Origin of the sequence: Pseudomonas sp. NFX224 (assembly GCF_048565165.1) — a bacterium.
Classification (GTDB): domain Bacteria; phylum Pseudomonadota; class Gammaproteobacteria; order Pseudomonadales; family Pseudomonadaceae; genus Aquipseudomonas.
The window spans coordinates 5953819-5971119 of sequence record NZ_CP183416.1; the positions used below are offsets into that span (position 1 = coordinate 5953819).

The 17301-nt window shown below is 60.0% G+C and carries 12 protein-coding genes and 1 pseudogene; 7 read left to right on the plus strand and 6 right to left on the minus strand.

Annotation, left to right across the window (positions count from 1 at the left end):
• The first annotated feature begins 27 nt into the window (after window positions 1-27).
• Entirely contained in the window at window positions 28-1347 is a 1320-nt protein-coding gene (locus ACNYC6_RS27270; RefSeq protein WP_419710015.1) for an Nramp family divalent metal transporter, read from the plus strand.
• A 124-nt stretch (window positions 1348-1471) separates the two neighbouring features.
• On the opposite strand, the gene ACNYC6_RS27275 is transcribed toward ACNYC6_RS27270, so the two are convergent.
• From ACNYC6_RS27275 to ACNYC6_RS27285, 3 genes are read right to left on the minus strand one after another with little or no spacing between them, the layout of a single operon-like run.
• Entirely contained in the window at window positions 1472-2653 is a 1182-nt protein-coding gene (locus ACNYC6_RS27275) for an acetyl-CoA C-acetyltransferase (RefSeq protein ID WP_419710016.1), read from the minus strand.
• An 11-nt stretch (window positions 2654-2664) separates the two neighbouring features.
• Complete coding sequence (locus ACNYC6_RS27280) at window positions 2665-3330, minus strand: CoA transferase subunit B (RefSeq protein ID WP_057399619.1); 666 nt, start codon at window positions 3328-3330, stop codon at window positions 2665-2667.
• A 36-nt stretch (window positions 3331-3366) separates the two neighbouring features.
• Window positions 3367-4065, minus strand: coding sequence for a CoA transferase subunit A (locus tag ACNYC6_RS27285; RefSeq protein ID WP_150771363.1), 699 nt, complete (start codon window positions 4063-4065; stop codon window positions 3367-3369).
• A gap of 140 nt (window positions 4066-4205) precedes the next feature.
• On the opposite strand from ACNYC6_RS27285, the gene ACNYC6_RS27290 reads away from it, so the two are divergent.
• Entirely contained in the window at window positions 4206-5102 is an 897-nt protein-coding gene (locus ACNYC6_RS27290; RefSeq protein WP_419710017.1) for a LysR substrate-binding domain-containing protein, read from the plus strand.
• A gap of 32 nt (window positions 5103-5134) precedes the next feature.
• On the opposite strand, the gene ACNYC6_RS27295 is transcribed toward ACNYC6_RS27290, so the two are convergent.
• Both ACNYC6_RS27295 and ACNYC6_RS27300 read right to left on the minus strand, forming a co-directional pair.
• Window positions 5135-5977 (minus strand): NAD-dependent protein deacetylase, encoded by an 843-nt coding sequence (locus tag ACNYC6_RS27295; protein ID WP_419710018.1) that lies wholly within the window; start codon window positions 5975-5977, stop codon window positions 5135-5137.
• Between the two features lie 76 nt (window positions 5978-6053).
• Window positions 6054-7100, minus strand: coding sequence for a class I SAM-dependent methyltransferase (locus ACNYC6_RS27300; RefSeq protein WP_419710019.1), 1047 nt, complete (start codon window positions 7098-7100; stop codon window positions 6054-6056).
• Between the two features lie 456 nt (window positions 7101-7556).
• On the opposite strand from ACNYC6_RS27300, the gene ACNYC6_RS27305 reads away from it, so the two are divergent.
• The 5 genes from ACNYC6_RS27305 (at window position 7557) to ACNYC6_RS27325 (ending at window position 16065) form a co-directional block, all read left to right on the plus strand.
• Window positions 7557-8891 carry an acetamidase/formamidase family protein gene (locus ACNYC6_RS27305; protein ID WP_419710020.1) on the plus strand — a complete coding sequence of 445 codons (1335 nt, stop codon included), beginning with the start codon at window positions 7557-7559 and terminating at the stop codon, window positions 8889-8891.
• 143 nt (window positions 8892-9034) lie between these two features.
• The gene (locus ACNYC6_RS27310) at window positions 9035-9874 is read left to right on the plus strand and encodes a DUF692 domain-containing protein (RefSeq protein WP_419710021.1); all 840 of its coding nucleotides are present in this window, start codon (window positions 9035-9037) and stop codon (window positions 9872-9874) included.
• A complete protein-coding gene (locus ACNYC6_RS27315) occupies window positions 9867-10625 on the plus strand; it encodes a DNA-binding domain-containing protein (RefSeq protein WP_419710022.1) in 759 nt (252 codons plus the stop codon). The genes ACNYC6_RS27310 and ACNYC6_RS27315 overlap by 8 nt, the downstream gene beginning before the upstream one ends.
• A gap of 263 nt (window positions 10626-10888) precedes the next feature.
• On the plus strand, window positions 10889-15646 hold the full coding sequence (locus ACNYC6_RS27320; protein WP_419710023.1) for an RHS repeat-associated core domain-containing protein: 4758 nt from the start codon (window positions 10889-10891) through the stop codon (window positions 15644-15646).
• 8 nt (window positions 15647-15654) lie between these two features.
• Complete coding sequence (locus tag ACNYC6_RS27325) at window positions 15655-16065, plus strand: hypothetical protein (RefSeq protein ID WP_419710024.1); 411 nt, start codon at window positions 15655-15657, stop codon at window positions 16063-16065.
• Between the two features lie 214 nt (window positions 16066-16279).
• Here ACNYC6_RS27325 and ACNYC6_RS27330 read toward each other — a convergent pair.
• Window positions 16280-16541: pseudogene (locus ACNYC6_RS27330) on the minus strand (diguanylate cyclase domain-containing protein); the annotation flags it as partial.
• Window positions 16542-17301 lie beyond the last annotated feature (760 nt).

A 17301-nucleotide genomic window follows, 5' to 3' on the forward strand; every position in this document is an offset into this window, starting at 1 on the left:
CCTTCCCACCTGTTGATGGATCATCGCGTGAAATTCAGTTTGCCCAAAGTCGGCACTGCGCCGTTCTGTCCGCCGGAAGTGGCGGGTACCGTTGCTGTCGACCCGAGCGCGTCATTTTTCAAACGCGTCCTGCGTTTTGCCGGTCCCGGTTTGCTGGTGTCCATCGGCTACATGGACCCGGGCAACTGGGCGACCGCCATTGAGGCCGGGTCGCGGTTTGGCTATAGCCTGTTGTTCGTGGTTCTGTTGGCGAGTCTGGCGGGGATGGTGGTGCAGTGCCTGTGTTCGCGGCTGGGCATCGCCACCGGGCGCGATCTGGCGCAATTGTGCCGGCAGCGCTACAGCAAACGGACAGCCCGCACGCAGTGGGTGCTGGCGGAAATCTCGATCATTGCCACTGACCTCGCCGAAGTGCTCGGCTGTGCCCTGGCATTCCATTTGTTGCTGGGCTGTTCGCTGACCTTCGGCATCGCCCTCACGGCATTCGACACCTTGCTGGTGCTGGCCCTGCAAAACCGTGGCTTCAGGCGTCTTGAGGCGATCATGCTGGTGCTGGTGGGCACCATTGGCGCGTGTTTCATCGTCGAGTTGCTGCTGATCAAACCGTACTGGCCTGAGGTCGCCCAAGGCTTCAAACCATCGCTGTCGGCCCTGAGTGATGCGGCACCGCTGTATCTGGCCATCGGCATTCTCGGCGCCACCGTGATGCCGCATAACCTGTACCTGCACACTTCGATCGTACAAACGCGATTGATCGGCAAGGACATCGCCAGCAAGCAGGACGCGGTGAAACTGGCGCGCATCGACACCATCGGCTCTCTGGCTTTAGCGCTGTTGGTCAACGCCGCGATCCTGATCCTCGCCGCCGCGGCGTTTCACAAGACCGGGCATACCGAAGTGGTCGACATTCAAGACGCCTATCACCTGCTCGATCCGCTGGTGGGCGGGGCGTTGGCCAGTGTGTTGTTCGGCGTGGCGCTGCTGGCTTCGGGACAGAGTTCGACTTTCACCGGCACCATCGCCGGCCAGGTCATCATGGAAGGTTTCCTCAACCTGCGGCTGCCGTGCTGGCAACGGCGTTTGATCACGCGTGGGCTGGCGCTGATCCCGGCGTTCATTGGCGTTTGGCTGATGGGCGACGACGCGGTGGGCAAGCTGTTGGTGCTGAGTCAGGTGGTGTTGAGTCTGCAGCTGCCGTTTGCGTTGTATCCGTTGATTCGCATGACCAATGATCAGCAGTTGATGGGGCCGTTTGTGAATGGCCTTCCGACCCGTGTCTTGGCGTGGGGGCTGTTTGTGGTAATCAGTGGGGCCAATAGCTGGTTGATCTTGCAGCTTTTTGGGTGATTAGCTGCCGAAGGCTGCTGCAGATGTATCCGGCAAAAAAGAACCCGGTGCAACGTGAGTCGCACCGGGTGTTTTGCCAAACTGCGCGGTTATTCGTGGGTCCCCGCGCAATCTGTTGAACGCTTTACGCTCGTTCGAGCGCCAGGGCGACGCCTTGGCCACCACCGATGCACAGGGTGGCGAGGCCTTTCCTGGCGTCACGCTTGATCATTTCATGCAGCAGGGTCACCAGCACGCGGCAACCCGAGGCACCGATCGGGTGACCCAGGGCGATGGCGCCGCCGTTGACGTTGACCTTATTCAAGTCCCATTCCAGGTCCTTGGCCACGGCCAGCGATTGCGCGGCGAAAGCTTCGTTGGCTTCGATCAGGTCGAGTTCACCGATGTTCCAGCCAGCCTTGTCCAGGCAACGGCGAGTGGCGGAAACCGGGCCGATGCCCATGATCGCCGGGTCGACGCCTGCGTTGGCGTAAGCAGCGATTTTCGCCAGTACCGGCAAGCCGAGAGCCTTGGCTTTTTCGGCGCTCATCAGGATCACGGCGGCGGCGCCATCGTTCAACGATGAAGCGTTACCGGCAGTCACCGAACCGTCTTTCTTGAAAGCGGCCTTGAGTTTGCCCAGGGATTCGGCGGTGGTGCCGGCCCGTGGTTGCTCGTCGGTGGCGAAGGACAGCGGATCGCCCTTGCGTTGCGGGATCAGGATCGGGGTGATTTCGTCGACAAAACGCCCGGCCTCAATGGCAGCCACGGCTTTCTGCTGCGAAGCGGCGGCGAATGCGTCCTGCTGCTCGCGGCTCAGGCTGTACTTCTCGGCCAGGTTTTCGGCGGTGATGCCCATGTGGTAATCGTTGAACGCATCCCACAGGCCATCGCTGATCATGGTGTCGACGATTTGCGCGTGACCCATGCGCAGGCCGGTGCGGGCGCCGGGCATGACGTAGTTGGACAGGCTCATGTTTTCCTGGCCGCCGGCGATGATCACGTCGGCGTCGCCGCAACGGATCGCCTGGGCGCCCAGATGCAGGGCCTTCAGACCCGAACCGCAGACCTTGTTCAGGGTCATGGCCGGGACCGCGAACGGCAGGCCGGCCTTGATCGAAGCCTGGCGCGCAGGGTTTTGCCCGGCACCGGCGGTCAGCACCTGACCCATGATCACTTCATCGACTTCAGCCGGGTCCAGGCCGGTTTGTGCCAGCAACTGACGGATGACTGCGGCGCCCAGGTCGACGGCAGACACATTGGCCAGGGAACCCTGGAAACTGCCGATCGCGGTGCGCGTGGCGGCAACAATGACGACTTCTTGCATGGAATGATTCCTCACTGGGCAGCGAACTGCATTTCCGGCACGTGGTCCGGCACGATCAGTTTACCGGCGGTCTTGGCGACAATCTCTTCAACGCTGACACCCGGTGCACGTTCTTTCAGGATGAACGCGCCGTTTTCGATTTCCAGGTAGGCCAGGTCGGTCAGTACGCGCTTGATGCAACCGGCGCCGGTCAGCGGCAGGCTGCATTGGGACAACAGCTTGGACTCACCATCCTTGGACGCGTGGGTCATGATGACGATGATGTTGTCGGCGCCAGCCACCAGGTCCATCGCGCCGCCCATGCCCTTGACCAGTTTGCCGGGAATCATCCACGAGGCGATGTTGCCTTGCACGTCCACTTCAAACGCGCCCAACACGGTCAGGTCGACGTGGCCACCGCGGATCATCGCGAAGGATTCGGCCGAGGAAAAAATCGAAGCGCCAATACGCGCGGTCACGGTTTGCTTGCCGGCGTTGATCATGTCGGCATCGATGGTTTCTTCAGTCGGAAATGGACCCATGCCCAACAGTCCGTTTTCCGATTGCAGCATGACTTCCATGCCTTCAGGGATGTAGTTGGCGACCAGGGTCGGAATGCCGATGCCCAGGTTCACGTAGAAGCCGTCCTGCATTTCGCGGGCGACGCGTTGAGCCATTTGTTCGCGGGAAAGTGCCATTGTTGTTATTCCTTCATTCGGTCCGGGGGCAGGGGATCACTTACGTACGGTGCGCTGTTCGATGCGCTTCTCGAACGTGCCGCAGATGATCCGGTCGACGTAGATGCCAGGGGTGTGGATCTGCGCCGGGTCCAGCTCGCCGGGTTCGACGATTTCTTCGACTTCGACCACGGTGATCTTGCCGGCGGTGGCGGCCAGCGGGTTGAAGTTCTGGGCGGTGTGGCGATAGATCACGTTACCGAAATGGTCGGCTTTCCAGCCTTTGACGATGGCGAAGTCACCGGTAATGGATTCTTCCATCAGGTACTTGCGGCCATGGAATTCACGCACTTCCTTGCCTTCGGCAACCGGGGTGCCGACACCGGTGGCGGTGAAGAAGGCCGGGATGCCGGCGCCACCTGCGCGCATTTTCTCGGCGAGGGTGCCTTGCGGGGTCAGGGTGACTTCGATTTCGCCTTTGAGCAGTTGTTCTTCGAACAACTTGTTTTCGCCGACGTAGGAGGCCACGACCTTGCTGATCTGGCGGTCGGTGAGTAGCACGCCGAGGCCGAAACCGTCGACGCCGCAGTTGTTGGATACGACGGTGAGGTCGCGGGTGCCTTTGCGCTTGATCTCGGCGATCAGGTTTTCCGGAATGCCGCACAGGCCGAAGCCGCCAGCGATCACGGTCATGCCGTCTTCAAGACCTGCCAGAGCTTCCTCGTAGGAACTCACGCGCTTGTCGAAACCTGCCATATGCACCTCTTTTATTCTTTGTGGGCGGCTGGCTAGCCGTATGGGATGAGTGTCTCGCTGCAAGATTCATTTGTTAAGTTGATTTTTAATGTTGATTGATAGATAAAACTCAACAATGTAATGCCTTGGAGACAACGACTATGACAGTCAAGCAGATCCGCGCCTTTCTGGCCGTGGCCCAGAGCCTGAGTTTTGCCGTGGCTTGCGAGCGCCTGCACCTGTCGCAATCGGCACTGAGCCTGACGATCAAAGCGCTGGAGGAGGGCCTGGGCGGGCGCCTCTTCACGCGCAACACGCGCAATGTGGCACTGACCGCCGAGGGCGAATCCCTGGTGCCGCTGGCGCGCCGCTTGATTGCCGACTGGGACAACGCCGAGGACGAACTGCGTCAGCGCTTCACCCTCCAGCGCGGCCGCGTGACCCTGGCGGCGATGCCGTCATTCGCGGGCAACCTGTTGCCGCCAATCCTCAAGACCTTCCGCGCCCGGTATCCGAAAGTCAACGTCACGGTCAACGATGTGATCAACGAGCAAGTGCTGGAAATGGTCCGCGATCGCCAGGTGGAGTTGGGCGTGGCGTTCGAACCGACCCAGAGTTCGTCGCTGCAATTCACGCCGCTGTACATCGACCGCTTCGTCGCCGTGGTGCCCCATGATTCGCCGCTGGTCGAGCTGGACGAAATCGACTGGCAGACGTTGCTCAAGGAACCGTTCATCACCTTGCAGCGGCCTTCCACCGTGCGGGTGATGCTGGAGGAACACTTGCAGGCGCGGGGCATGAAGCTGCCCGTGGAATTTGAGAGCCATCAACTGGCGACGGTCGGGCGGATGGTCGCCAGCGGGTTGGGGGTGAGCGCGGTGCCGGCGTTGTGTGCCGGGCAGATGCGCGAGCTGGGTGCGCGCTGCATCACGTTGCGTGATCCGGTGGTGGAGCGGGCGTTAGGCGTACTGACGTTGCCGGGGGGAGAGCTGTCGGCGGCGGCGCAAGCGTTGTTTGATGTGTTGAAAGAGGAGAATTTGGGGTTGCGCGTTTCGTGAGCCGGATTGGCCCATTGTGGGATTGGGTGTTGTCAGTTGTTCAGGCGTTGGGCCAATAACGGAAGAAGCTGTTCACACGACCCCTCGATCTTCAAATCCAGCATCTCATCCGCCCGGGTCTTGCCCAGGTTGATCGCAATCAGCGGTTTGCCCTGATCCACCACCGCCCGGCACAGGCGAAACGCCGAGTAGGCCATCAACGAAGACCCGACCACCAGCAATCCGGCGGCATGTTCAACCGCTGCCATGGCTTTGGCCGCCGTGGCCTGCGCAACGTTTTCACCGAAAAACACCACATCCGGTTTCATCCGTTCTCCGGCGCAATGCGGGCAATGCGGCACTTGAAAGCGCGCTTCGAAAGCCGGGTCGAGCAGGGTGTCGCCGTCCGGTGCCTGCACCGCGTCCACGCCTGCCAGGTAAGGATTTTGGGTTTCCATCTGGTGCTGGATCGAATCGCGCTCGCTGCGCTTTCCGCAGTCCAGGCACAACACCCGATGCAGGCTGCCGTGCAGCTCAATCACGTCATGGCTGCCGGCCTGATCGTGCAGGGTGTCGACGTTCTGCGTGATCAGCCCGCTGACCTGCCGGGTGCTTTGCAACCGGGCGAGTGTCTCATGAGCTACGTTCGGCTGGGCCTGGCGCACCCGTGGCCAGCCGAGCATCGCCCGCGCCCAATAGCGCCGACGGGATTCGGGGGCGCAAATAAACTCCTGATACATCATCGGCTGCCGGCCACGCCGCACACCCTGGTTGTCGCGATAATCCGGAATGCCCGACGGCGTGCTGATACCGGCACCCGTCAGCACCGCGAACGGCTGATCCGCCATGAGTTGCTGAAGCTGATCGAGTTGTTCGCGGGTCAGGCGGTCAAGCATGTTCAACACTCCAGGGCGGGCATGAATGCACGCAGATTAGCATTTACCGTTCGCCCCTCAATCTAATTAGCGGTGTTTACTTGCGCGCCTCCAGAATCAAGTTGAACGGTGTTTCCGTGGCCCGGCGGAAACTCGAGAATCCGGCCTCGGTGAACACCTTGCGCAACCGCGCCTCGCCTGCCTGGGCACCAAGGCCCAGCCCCACTTCCTGAGACAGCGAGTTGGGCGTGCAGATGAAGGTCGAGGCGGCGTAGAACAACCGGCCGACCGGGGTGATGTTGTCATCCAGCGAATCATTGGCGAACGGTTCCACCAATAGCACCGAACCATCCGGTTTCAGTGACTCGTAAGCGTGTTTGGCCGCACCCACCGGGTCGCCCATGTCGTGCAGGCAGTCGAAGTAGCAGACCAGGTCATAGTCGTCGCCGGGGTAACTTTTCGCCGTGCCCTGGAAAAACCGCGCACGGCTGGACACGCCACCTTCCTCGGCGCGCTGGGTGGCGACGGTGACGGAGGGCGCGTGGTAGTCGAAGCCGACGAACCGCGAGTTCGGAAACGCCTGGGCCATGATCACCGTCGACGCGCCATGGCCGCAGCCGATGTCCGCGACTTTGGCGCCTTCCTCCAGCTTGGCCATCACCCCGTTGAGGGCCGGCAACCATTCGGCGATCAGGTGCGCTTTGTAGCCGGGACGGAAGAAACGCTCCGTGCCGCTGAACATGCACGGATGGTGATCGCCCCAGGGCAGGGCGCCATCGCCGCGCATGGCTTTGACCAGTTTGTCCTTGTCGTGGAAGAACGACGCGACCACCCCGATGCCGCCGGCGATGTAAACCGGTGAGTCTTCGATGGCCAATGCCAGCGCCTGTTCTTCGGGCAGGCGGAATTGGCCGTCGCTGTGTTCCATATAACCGGAAGCGGCGTGGGCGCTGAGCCATTCGCGCACCAGACGAGGGTTGCAACCGGTCTTGCCAGCGAGGGCTTCAGGGCTGATCAGTTGGCTGCTGGCCATGGCCCGGTACAGGCCGAGTTCTTCGCCGAGGATGACATTGGCGAGCATCGCCGCGCCGCCCATGTCACCCACCAGTTTGCCCATGAAATCATTGAGTCTGGCCTCGTCCATCACGTGTGCTCCTTTTGCAGGATCACGGTCCGGAGGCTTTGCTCGTCCGGGCGGTGGTCGTGGGAATGAACAGGAGATCAAGCCGTTCCTGTGTGGGTTAAGTTTAGTTCGCAGGCCGTGCAGCGTGGCCTGGAGCGACGAAAGCCCCTGTGGCCGACACTAAACCCCGGTAGGAGCGAGCCTGCACGCGATGGCGTCGTGTCAGGCAACATCGTTGTCGAAGGATAAACCGCTATCGCGAGCAGGCTCACTCCCACAGGGTTCTGCGGTGAATCCATGTATCTCACTGTATCTAAACGTTCTTTCGACACAGTGACCTCGAATTCCATCCCCCCACCGAACACAGACCAGATACAAACCTGCGATGAACTGTGGAGGCCACTTTCCCTGGCCGCCTTCACCGGCGGCCATTCGCACTGACTCTGTTCCGCGCCTGATGCGGTCAAGGGGACCACAATGACAACGCTTGTGCCTGAATCCATTCTCAACGCCACGCCGGTCAATCGCCTGCGGGTCGATCACTACACCAACGGCATCATCGGCCCGAGCCAGCCGATGCTCGGGCCGCTGGCCGACGGTGGCACCCTGATCACCGGCACGCCGCCGGGCTGCTGGGGGCCGATGATCACGCCAGCCTTCGAAGGCGGCCATGAAGTGACGCAACCGGTGGCCATCGTCGGCGCGCAGATCGGCGACGCCGTGGCGATCAAGATCAAGCGCATGCGCGTCACCTCGCTGGCCACTTCGTCCGGGGTCATGAGCTTTGTCGAAGGGCGCTACAACGGCGATCCGTTCGTCTCCAAGTTCTGCTCGACATGCGGCACCGACCATCCCGCCAGCCATGTCGAAGGCATTGGCGAAGACGCGATTCGCTGCAATAACTGTGGCGCGGAGGTCAGCGCGTTTCGCTTCAGCCACGGTTATGTGATCGTGTTCGATGCGCAGAACCAGGTCAGCCTGACGGTCAATCAGGACATCGCCAATCAACTGGCCGGCAATGCCTCCGAGATGTCGGCGCTGCCGGAGTTCGCCGCGCAGCATTCGATCCTGTCCCTGGCCCGCGCCGACATTCCCGGCGTTGCGGCGCACATGCGACCGTTCCTCGGCAACATCGGCACCCTGCCGTCGCGCGATCTGCCCGACTCGCACAACTGCGCCGACTTCGGTCAATACCTGATCAACGCCCCACACCGTTTCGGCATGACCCGCGAAGAACTGCACGCGGCCAAGACCGACGGCCACATGGACACCAACTCAATCCGCGAAGGTTGCGTGTTGATCTGCCCGGTGAAAGTGCCGGGCGCCGGGGTGTACATGGGCGACATGCACGCGCAGCAGGGCAACGGCGAAATCGCCGGGCACGCCACCGATTGCTCCGGGGAAACTGAAGTGGTGGTGCAAGTGGTGAAAAACCTGACGCTGGAAGGCCCGATCCTCCTGCAAAACCTCGATGACCTGCCGCCGATGGCGCGGCCGATGAACGCCGAACAACGGGCCAACGTCCGTGAGTTGGGTGAGCGTTGGGGGCAGCACGAAATCGAGCAGAGTGGCCCGATCACCTTCATCGGCAGTGGCGAAAACCTCAACCTCGCGGTGGAGAATGGCTTGCAGCGTGCGGCCTCCGTCACCGGTCTGCCGTACGACGAAGTGCTCAACCGCGCCACCATCACCGGTTCCATCGATATCAGTCGCCTGCCGGGCACCATACGCGTGACGTTCCTGTGCCCGATGAATGTGCTCGATCGCATGGGCATCGGCCATCTGGTGCGCGAGAAGTACGACCTGGCGTAAGGCCGGGCAGCGGGTCTGTACCAGAGTGTGTACAGGCCCGCTGCCGATACAAGCCCTGCGGTTTTCCGTCGGCGCGCCACACAGTCCCGATACACCGCTTCGATTAACTGTGCTTGTGTTCTGACAACCTTGAGATCGACATCATGCAAACCCCCATCACTTCAGCCAGGGCCAGCGCTGGGCTCGGCTTGCGTCGCGGTTTAATGAAAGACCTGCAGGCGGCCCCGGCCGGTCATTTCGATTTTCTCGAAGTCGCACCGGAAAACTGGATCGGCATCGGCGGCGCCCATGGCGCGGCGCTGCGAGGCCTGGCCGAGCGTTATCCGTTGTCCTGTCACGGCTTGTCCCTGTCGCTGGGCGGGCCTTCGCCGCTGGATGTGGGGTTTCTGCAAGAGGTGCGAATTTTCCTCGATCACTACAACGTGCCGCTGTACAGCGAACACCTCAGTTATTGCAGTGATGACGGCCACCTGTACGACCTGTTGCCGCTGCCCTTTACCGAAGAAGCGGTGCACCACGTCGCCGCGCGCATTCGTCAGGCCCAGGACATTCTCGGTCGGCGTCTGGCGGTGGAAAACGTCTCCTACTACGCCGCACCGCAGCAGGACATGGACGAGGTGACCTTCACCAACGCGGTGCTGCGCGAAGCCGATTGCGACCTGTTGCTGGACGTCAACAACGTCTACGTCAATTCGATCAACCACGGCTTCGATCCGCTTAACTTCCTGGCCGGTATCGACGCCAACCGCGTGGTGGCCATGCACATTGCCGGGCACTTCGATGAGTCCGACACCTTGAAAATCGACACCCATGGCGCCTCGGTCAAGCCGGCGGTGTGGTCGTTGCTGGCCCAGGCTTACGCCCGATTCGGTGCGCAACCCACCTTGTTGGAGCGCGATTTCAACTTTCCGGCATTTTCCGAACTGGTCGCCGAATTAGAGACCATCCGCCGGTTGCAGACCGAGGAGGTGAACCGTGGCTAAGCGCTCGCTGCACGAACAGCAGAACAGCATGGGCCTGTACCTGCGTGACCCCGACCACTGCGCGCCACCGCCCGAGATGGACCCGGCGCGGGCGCACGTTTATCGCGACCTGGTGTTTGCCAATCTGTCATCGCTGATCAGCGGTACATTTCCGGTGCTGGTGAAGATACTTGGCGACCAACAATGGCGAGCACTGGTGCGGATCTTCCTGCGTGACTACCGTGCCCACACGCCGAAATTCGGTGAAATCGCCGAGGAGTTCGTCGAGTTTCTCGCCTCTGAGCCTGCGGCGCTGGCCGAGGGTCCGTGGCCGCCGTTCATGGTTGAGTTGGCGCATTACGAATGGGTGGAAATGGCGTTGCAGCAGTCCGAGGCCGAATCGCTGCCATTCGCCGATGCTGACGTGTTGCTGGACCGCCCGTTGCAAGTTTCGCCATTGGCCTGGCCGTTGGCGTATGCCTGGCCGGTGCAGTTGGTCGGCCCGGACTATCAGCCGGACACAGCGCCGGATCAGCCAACGTTGTTGTTGGTGCGTCGGGATCTGGATTTCAGTGTGAAGTTTTCCGGGCTGAGCCCGTTGGCGTTTCGGTTGTTGCAACGCATCGAAGAGTTTCCCGAACTCGATGGTCGTGCGCAGTTGCGAGCGTTGGCGGTAGAGGCGGGGACGACCAGGTCGCAGGATTTCTTCGATAGCGGGTTGGCGTTGTTGCGGCAGATGCATGGGGAAGGGGTGGTGGGCCTTGCTGCTTGACCGACACAAACGCTCAAGCACCGATAACCCTTACTCGCGATTCCACTGATTAATCCAGAATCATCTGACAGACCCGCGCGACGCAAGGCGTGATCCCTGCGCCGCGTTTTCGTTTTAGCGAATCGCCTTACATCAACATCATCCTTGCCTGACTTCTTTCCTAGCTGATCCCCAGCAAAGTCCCTTGCGCCAAATTACCTGCGCGAAGGATTGCTTATGTTCGACTTGGTTTTTTACCCGGCTCCGTTCGTTTCGGTGGGCTGATGGATCACATCGCCCGCATCGAGCACGAACTCGACCATTTCCCGGACACCCTGACGCTCTACCGCCAACAGCTCAAACGTTGGTTCAGCCAGGCCGCCGACAAGGTCAGCCGCGCCACCGACATGCCCTCACTGATGGACATGGAGCGGGTGGTCAATCTGGGCAACACCCGCACCGTGGTCAGCAGCGCCGACGACGATTTTATTTCGACCGTTGCGCAGTGTCCTGAAGGCGGAACCCTGCAGATCGAGAGCAAGTTCGAGTCGGTGTACGACGTTCCGCTGGGCAACATTCAGGTCCATGTGATGTCGGTGGAGGGTGGTGAGTCGACGCCCGTCACGCTCGATGAAAACGGCAAGGGGCAGTTCAGGGGAGAGGCGGGCAAGTTCTATCGGGTGCGTGTGCAGAGCGAGGTGACGCCGGCGCAGGTTGATGAGCTGTTTTCCTCGTATGACGGCCTTGGTCAGTCACTCGAAACGTGGCTGCGCAGCGAGTGGGAGGGGTTCAAGCCTCGGTGGTCGCAGTCGACTTCGGCCGCCGTAGGTAACGGTTTGCTGGCCGGGAGCTGGGCAGCCATTGAAGGCGTGTGGGACGGCATCAACCTGCTCTCGGACATGCTGCAGGACCCCGGCAAGTTTGCTGATCGACTGGGCAGTAGCGTCGAGCAGTTGAAGACACTGGCGCAAGAAACACCGGAAGCCATGGCGAGACTCCAGCTGCTGGCCAGTGACGAGGCGGCGCTGTGTCTGCTGTTGCGCACGGCCAGCCTCTGGCTGGAAATGCTGCCGCCCAGTGCGATCGCCGGCGAAACCGCCAAGGCGATTTCGACGCAGGTGGTGTCGTTGCTGATCGACATCTTGATCGCCGTCGTCCTGACCTTCGCCACGGCGGGGGCGGGGGCGGGTGTTGCCTATCTGGCGATGCGGTTGGCGCGTCGCGGTGGGCAGTTGATCCGTGCGGTCACGCGGCTGGTTGAATCATTGTTCTCGATCCTCAAAGACCTCGGCGATTACGTCGATCGTTACAAAAAAGTGGCGGCACGGGGTGTCGCGGCAGGGCTGAATAAAGGCCGGATGCAGTTGCGCTGGAAAGGGCGCAACAACACCACGCTGAAAACCCACGAGCCCTTTGACAATGCCCCGGTTCAAGCGAAAAACCCCAACGGCGACAGCGCCGATTCCGCAGACCGCACCGCCACCCACGGCTGCCCGGTGTCGCTGGTCACCGGCGAGGAACTGCTGACCCTGACTGACGGCGTACTCGATGGCGTGCTGCCGTTCGAGTTCACCCGCCTGTATCGCACCAGCGCGGTGGAGGTCGACAGCGGCCTCGGGTTTGGCTGGCGTCATTCGCTGGCCCAGCGCCTGGCCATCGACGGCGACACGGTCATCTGGATCGATGCGGAAAACCGGCGCACGCCGTTTCCGCTGCCGAGCCTGACGCGTCCGGCGATCCACAACAGCCTGTCGCGGGCGGCGATTTACCTCGGTGATGAACCGGAAGAACTGATTGTCGCCTTGGCTGGCGAGTCGGTGCGCTTCCAGCATTTTCGCAATGGCCAACTGAGCGCGATCAGCGACGCCTATGGCAATCGTCTGAGCGTGCAGCGCGATTTTTCCGGGCGGATCGAGCGCCTGGACAACGGCGCCGGGCGCTGCTTGTTGCTGCGCTACGAGCGTAGCCACTTAGTCGCCGTCGACTACCAGCGGTTTCACCTCGGCGACGATCAGCCACCGGCCTGGCGCACCGAGCAGACGCTGGTGACTTACCGCTACGACGCGCGCTGGCGGCTGATCGAAGCAACTAATGCGGCCGGTGAAAGCGAGCGCTACGACTACGACGAACAGCAGGTCATCCTGCAACGGCAACTGGCCGGCGGCGCGAGTTTCTTCTGGGAGTGGGAAAAGTCCGGCAAGGCTGCCCGCTGCGTCCGTCACTGGGCCTCGTTTGCGCAGATGGACACGCGGTATCGCTGGGATGACGACGGCGGTGTCGTCCTGAAACACGCCGATGGCAGCGAAGAGCTTTACGTCCACGACTCGCAGGCACGGCTGGTACGCCGGGTCGCGGCCGATGGTGGGCAACAGCACAAGGCCTACGACGCACAGGGCCGCTTGCTCGCCGAACAGGACGCCCTCGGCGCCGTCACCGAATACCGCTACGACGACGTCGGACGGCTGATCGCGCTGATTCCGCCGGAGGACGAACCGACGTCCTACGAGTACCGCAACGGTTTCCTGCATGCGCGTTATCGCGGTAAGGCCAAGTGGACCTACAAACGCAACGCCCAGGGCGACGTCACCTGGCTGATCGATCCGGATGGCCAGAGCACCTACCACGAGTACGACGGGCAAGGGCGTCTGCTGGCGATCCGTTATCCGGACCATAGCCGCCATGTGTTTGAGTGGAGCGCGCTCGGTCACCTGCTGAGCGAAACCCTGCCCGACGGCGGGCGTCGGCGGTTTTCTTACGATGCGCTCGGGCGACGGACGACAGCTGAGGATGAGCTCGGCGGGGTCAGCCGTTACCAGTGGGATGCGGTCGGCCGCCTGTTGCAGTCGACCTCGCCGAACGGCGCCAGTCGCCAGTTCAGCTACAACGCCTACGGCCGGATCACCGCTGAAACCGACGAACTGGGGCGGGTCACGCGTTTTGAGTACGCCGACGATCTGCACCTGGTCAGTCGGCGGATCAACCCCGACGGCAGCGAACTGAAATACCGCTACGAGCACGCGCAGCTGTTGCTGACCGAGATCGAAAACGAGGTCGGCGAGCGTTATCGGCTGGACTACACGCCGAACGGCTTGATCCGACAGGAACGCGGCTTCGACGGCCGGCGCACGGCCTATGCCTACGACCTCAACGGCCAGTTGCTGGAGAAAACCGAGTTCGGTGATGACGGTTCGCAGTTGCTCACCGCTTACCAGCGCGACGCCGCCGGACGCTTATTGGTCAAGACCCTGCCCGACGGGGTCAAGGTCGAGTACCGCTATGACGGACTGGGCCGGCTGGTCAGTGTCGACGACGGCCAGGACCATCCGCTGGAGTTCGAGTACGACGTTCATGACCGGCTGATCACCGAGCATCAGGGCTGGGGCACCTTGCGTTATGGCTACGACGTCAGCGGCCAACTCAAGCATTTGCGCCTGCCGGACAACAGCCGCCTTGAGTACCACCGCGCCAAGGGTGGGGCGATGACGGCCATCGACCTCAATGGCTCACGTCTCACCGGCCATCATTTCGAGTTCGGTCGTGAAAAAAGCCGCCAACAAGGCCTGCTGTCCAGCGACTATGCCTACGACGAACAGGGCCGTTTGCAGGCCCATGCCGTCCGGCAAAACCAGCGTCCGCTGTACCGCCGCGAGTATGCCTACAGCGCCAACGGCAACCTCACACAGATCAGCGACACGCGCCACGGCCCACGGCGCTACCAGTACGACCCGCTCGATCGCCTGACCGGCGTACGCCACGGCCGCGATCAGGCCCCGGAAAACTTCACCCACGACCCGGCCGGCAACCTGCTGATCCACGACCGCCCCGGCCCCTGGCAACTCAAAGGCAACCGCCTGCGGCGCCACGCCGACCGGCATTACGACTACGACGCCTACGGCAACCTGATCCGCGAACGCCGCGGCCACGACGTCACCGCCTACCGCTACGACAGCCAGCACCGCCTGACCGGCCTCACCTTGCCCGACGGCCGCACGGCGAGCTACCGCTACGACGCCTTCGGCCGCCGCATCCAAAAAACCGTCGACGGCCAGACCACGCAGTTTTTCTGGCAAGGCGACCAGATCGTCGCCGAAAGCGGCCCCAACCACTACCGCAGCTACCTCTACGAACCGGGCAGCTTCCGTCCGCTGGCCATGCTCGACGGCAAAGGCCCGAAAAAAGCCTGCCCGTTTTACTACCAACTCGACCACCTCGGCACCCCGCAGGAACTGACCGACTACGGCGGCGAAATCGTCTGGTCGGCAAAATACACCGCCTACGGCAAAGTCAGCCAAATCACCCACGGCGGCGGTGAACAGCTTGAACAGCCATTGCGCTTCCAAGGCCAATACTTCGACACCGAAAGCGGCCTGCACTACAACCGCCATCGCTATTACCACCCGGATACCGGGCGTTATCTGACGCCGGATCCCATCAAGCTGGCGGGAGGACTGAACCAGTATCGGTACACGCCGAATCCGACGGGGTGGGTGGATCCGTTGGGGTTGAGTGGGAATTGTCCGGGGGCGAATAAGCCGGGTTGTTCAGTGCCGGATGGCGTTGCTGGCTCTACGGTTCATGAGGGTGGGTCCGGGCTACCTAAACCCAAATTGAGTGCTGAGGAGCATGCCAAGAAGGAAGTTAAAAGATTGAATGACAGTCAAGGTATGCATATGGTTGGCAAGCATGATCCTGAGGTGCCGGATGCTGCTTTCAAGCAAAGGGCAATTGATGGTACGGACCCAATTACTGGTAAGACTCCTCGGAAAAAAAGAGGTAATCCAAGTTCGAGATTTTATAATTGGCAAATAATGCTTAAGGCGTACAACTTGGGAGTGACGAGGGTAGAGCAAGGTCTTCCGCGGTATACGGGGAAAGATAGTCAAATGGCAGATATTGTGCGGATGAAGCTGCCAGGTGCAGGGCAGGGCTATATTCCAAACCCAAAATCGGAAAACAACCCAAAATTGATTGATATGAATGGTTTTGAAATGAAGTTTGATAAGGTAACTGGCGTGCCATTTACACTTTATCCTATCAAGTAGGTAGAGAAATGTTTATTGATATAGATGATGGACAGCCATTTCGACCAACGCCTTCATTTTTTTTGGGGGGGGTTGATATCTATGATCGTGAAGAAACGCTAGGGGAAGAGCTGGAAAAACTTGATCCTAATAATCCGATCGATAGAGAGGAAATAATACTTAAATACTGCTTGCCCACAAGGAAATCATATCGGCACAAATATTTGATTGTTAAATGTTTGGATGAGGCTCTTCGGAACGAAAACTATGATTTCCAGTCATTGTTGAGATATGATCCTGAAGAATACTCATCATTTCCTGATGGGTGGGACGAAATGGAAAATACTAGAGCTTTCTTTGAAAACATTTACCGCTTGGCAACGGTGGTGTGGAAAGACGATTTGCAAAAAGCAAGCTTGGAAGATCAATCAACTTGGTAGCCATAGCTCTAAACCAGCGCTGCGAAGTTCGCGAGATAAGTTCTAGAGGGTTTACCTGTTCGCTTTAGATGTTGATGTGCTGGATATGCTTGCTGCGGGCCGCGTTGCATGCCCGGGCTTCTTCGCGGGCAAGCCACGCTCCCACAGGGGGGATGTCGTTCGGGAAAGTTGCGTACGTCGCTGTACCTCGGCACATTCTTCGCGTGGTGCTTGGCCTGCGACCTTCCGGAGCGAGCACCAGCAGGAAATCGTCGCCGCCGATATGGCCGACGAAGTCGCGGGAAGGGTCTACGCAGTCGTTCAGGCATTGCGCCAAGCAGAGTAGGACTTTATCGCCACGGTCGTAGTCGTAGATGTCGTTGAAGGGTTAGAAGCTGTCGATGTCGACGTAGCAGATCACCGATCTCTAGTTGCTACTGCAACAGTTGTGTGAGGCATTGCTGGATCGGAACATTGCCCGGCAGCAGGCAAAGCGGCCACATCACCTCATCCTATCAACCGGAGGTAAGCCATCAACTCTGAAAAAGAGACCAATCTATTTGAGAAGCTGGAGGCTTGGATTGGTGAGTCAGAAAAATCTAATTGGACCGTCTACTCCAGTGAGCTTGTGGCTAAAGTCGTATTGGCCGATTTTGTCGCTGAGGACTGGGCCATAATTCCATCGGCAATTCTAAGTAAACCTGAGTATTGGCAGCAACGTTGTATTGTTTCCCTGGGAGAGTGCCGCTCGCCAGAGGTCATTGATGTTTTAAAACTAATACTGTTGGAGTCCTCATGCTTGGATTCTCGCATAATCGCTATCTATGAGCTTGATTGGGCTGAAGTGCGGATAGAAAAATATGCTCCAGCTATTCGCGAAATAATAAACTCGAACCCGCAAGAGGTTGAGCTGGAGCTGAAGTCGCTACTAGTGAAATCCGAATGTGAGACTATCTAGAATAAAACAAAAACTATTTAAAGAAGAGTTGTGCCGGGATTATGTTGCGGGCCATAAGTTTAATGAAAAAATAACGAGGGTGCGCGTTCACACTGCAATTCGACCAGCTGGTGATGTTAGGCACGGAAAGGTTAAGGGTGCAAAAGAGCGTTATCCATTTAGGAAGTGAAGCAGTGCACGTTCGTCCCACATGTCTCACCACTGAAACAGCCTTAACCCGTTGAAAATTATTTGCTAAATCTCCGCAATAAAACTCAAGCCTGGCCGATACAACGAATAGGCGCGCACAAACTTATTAC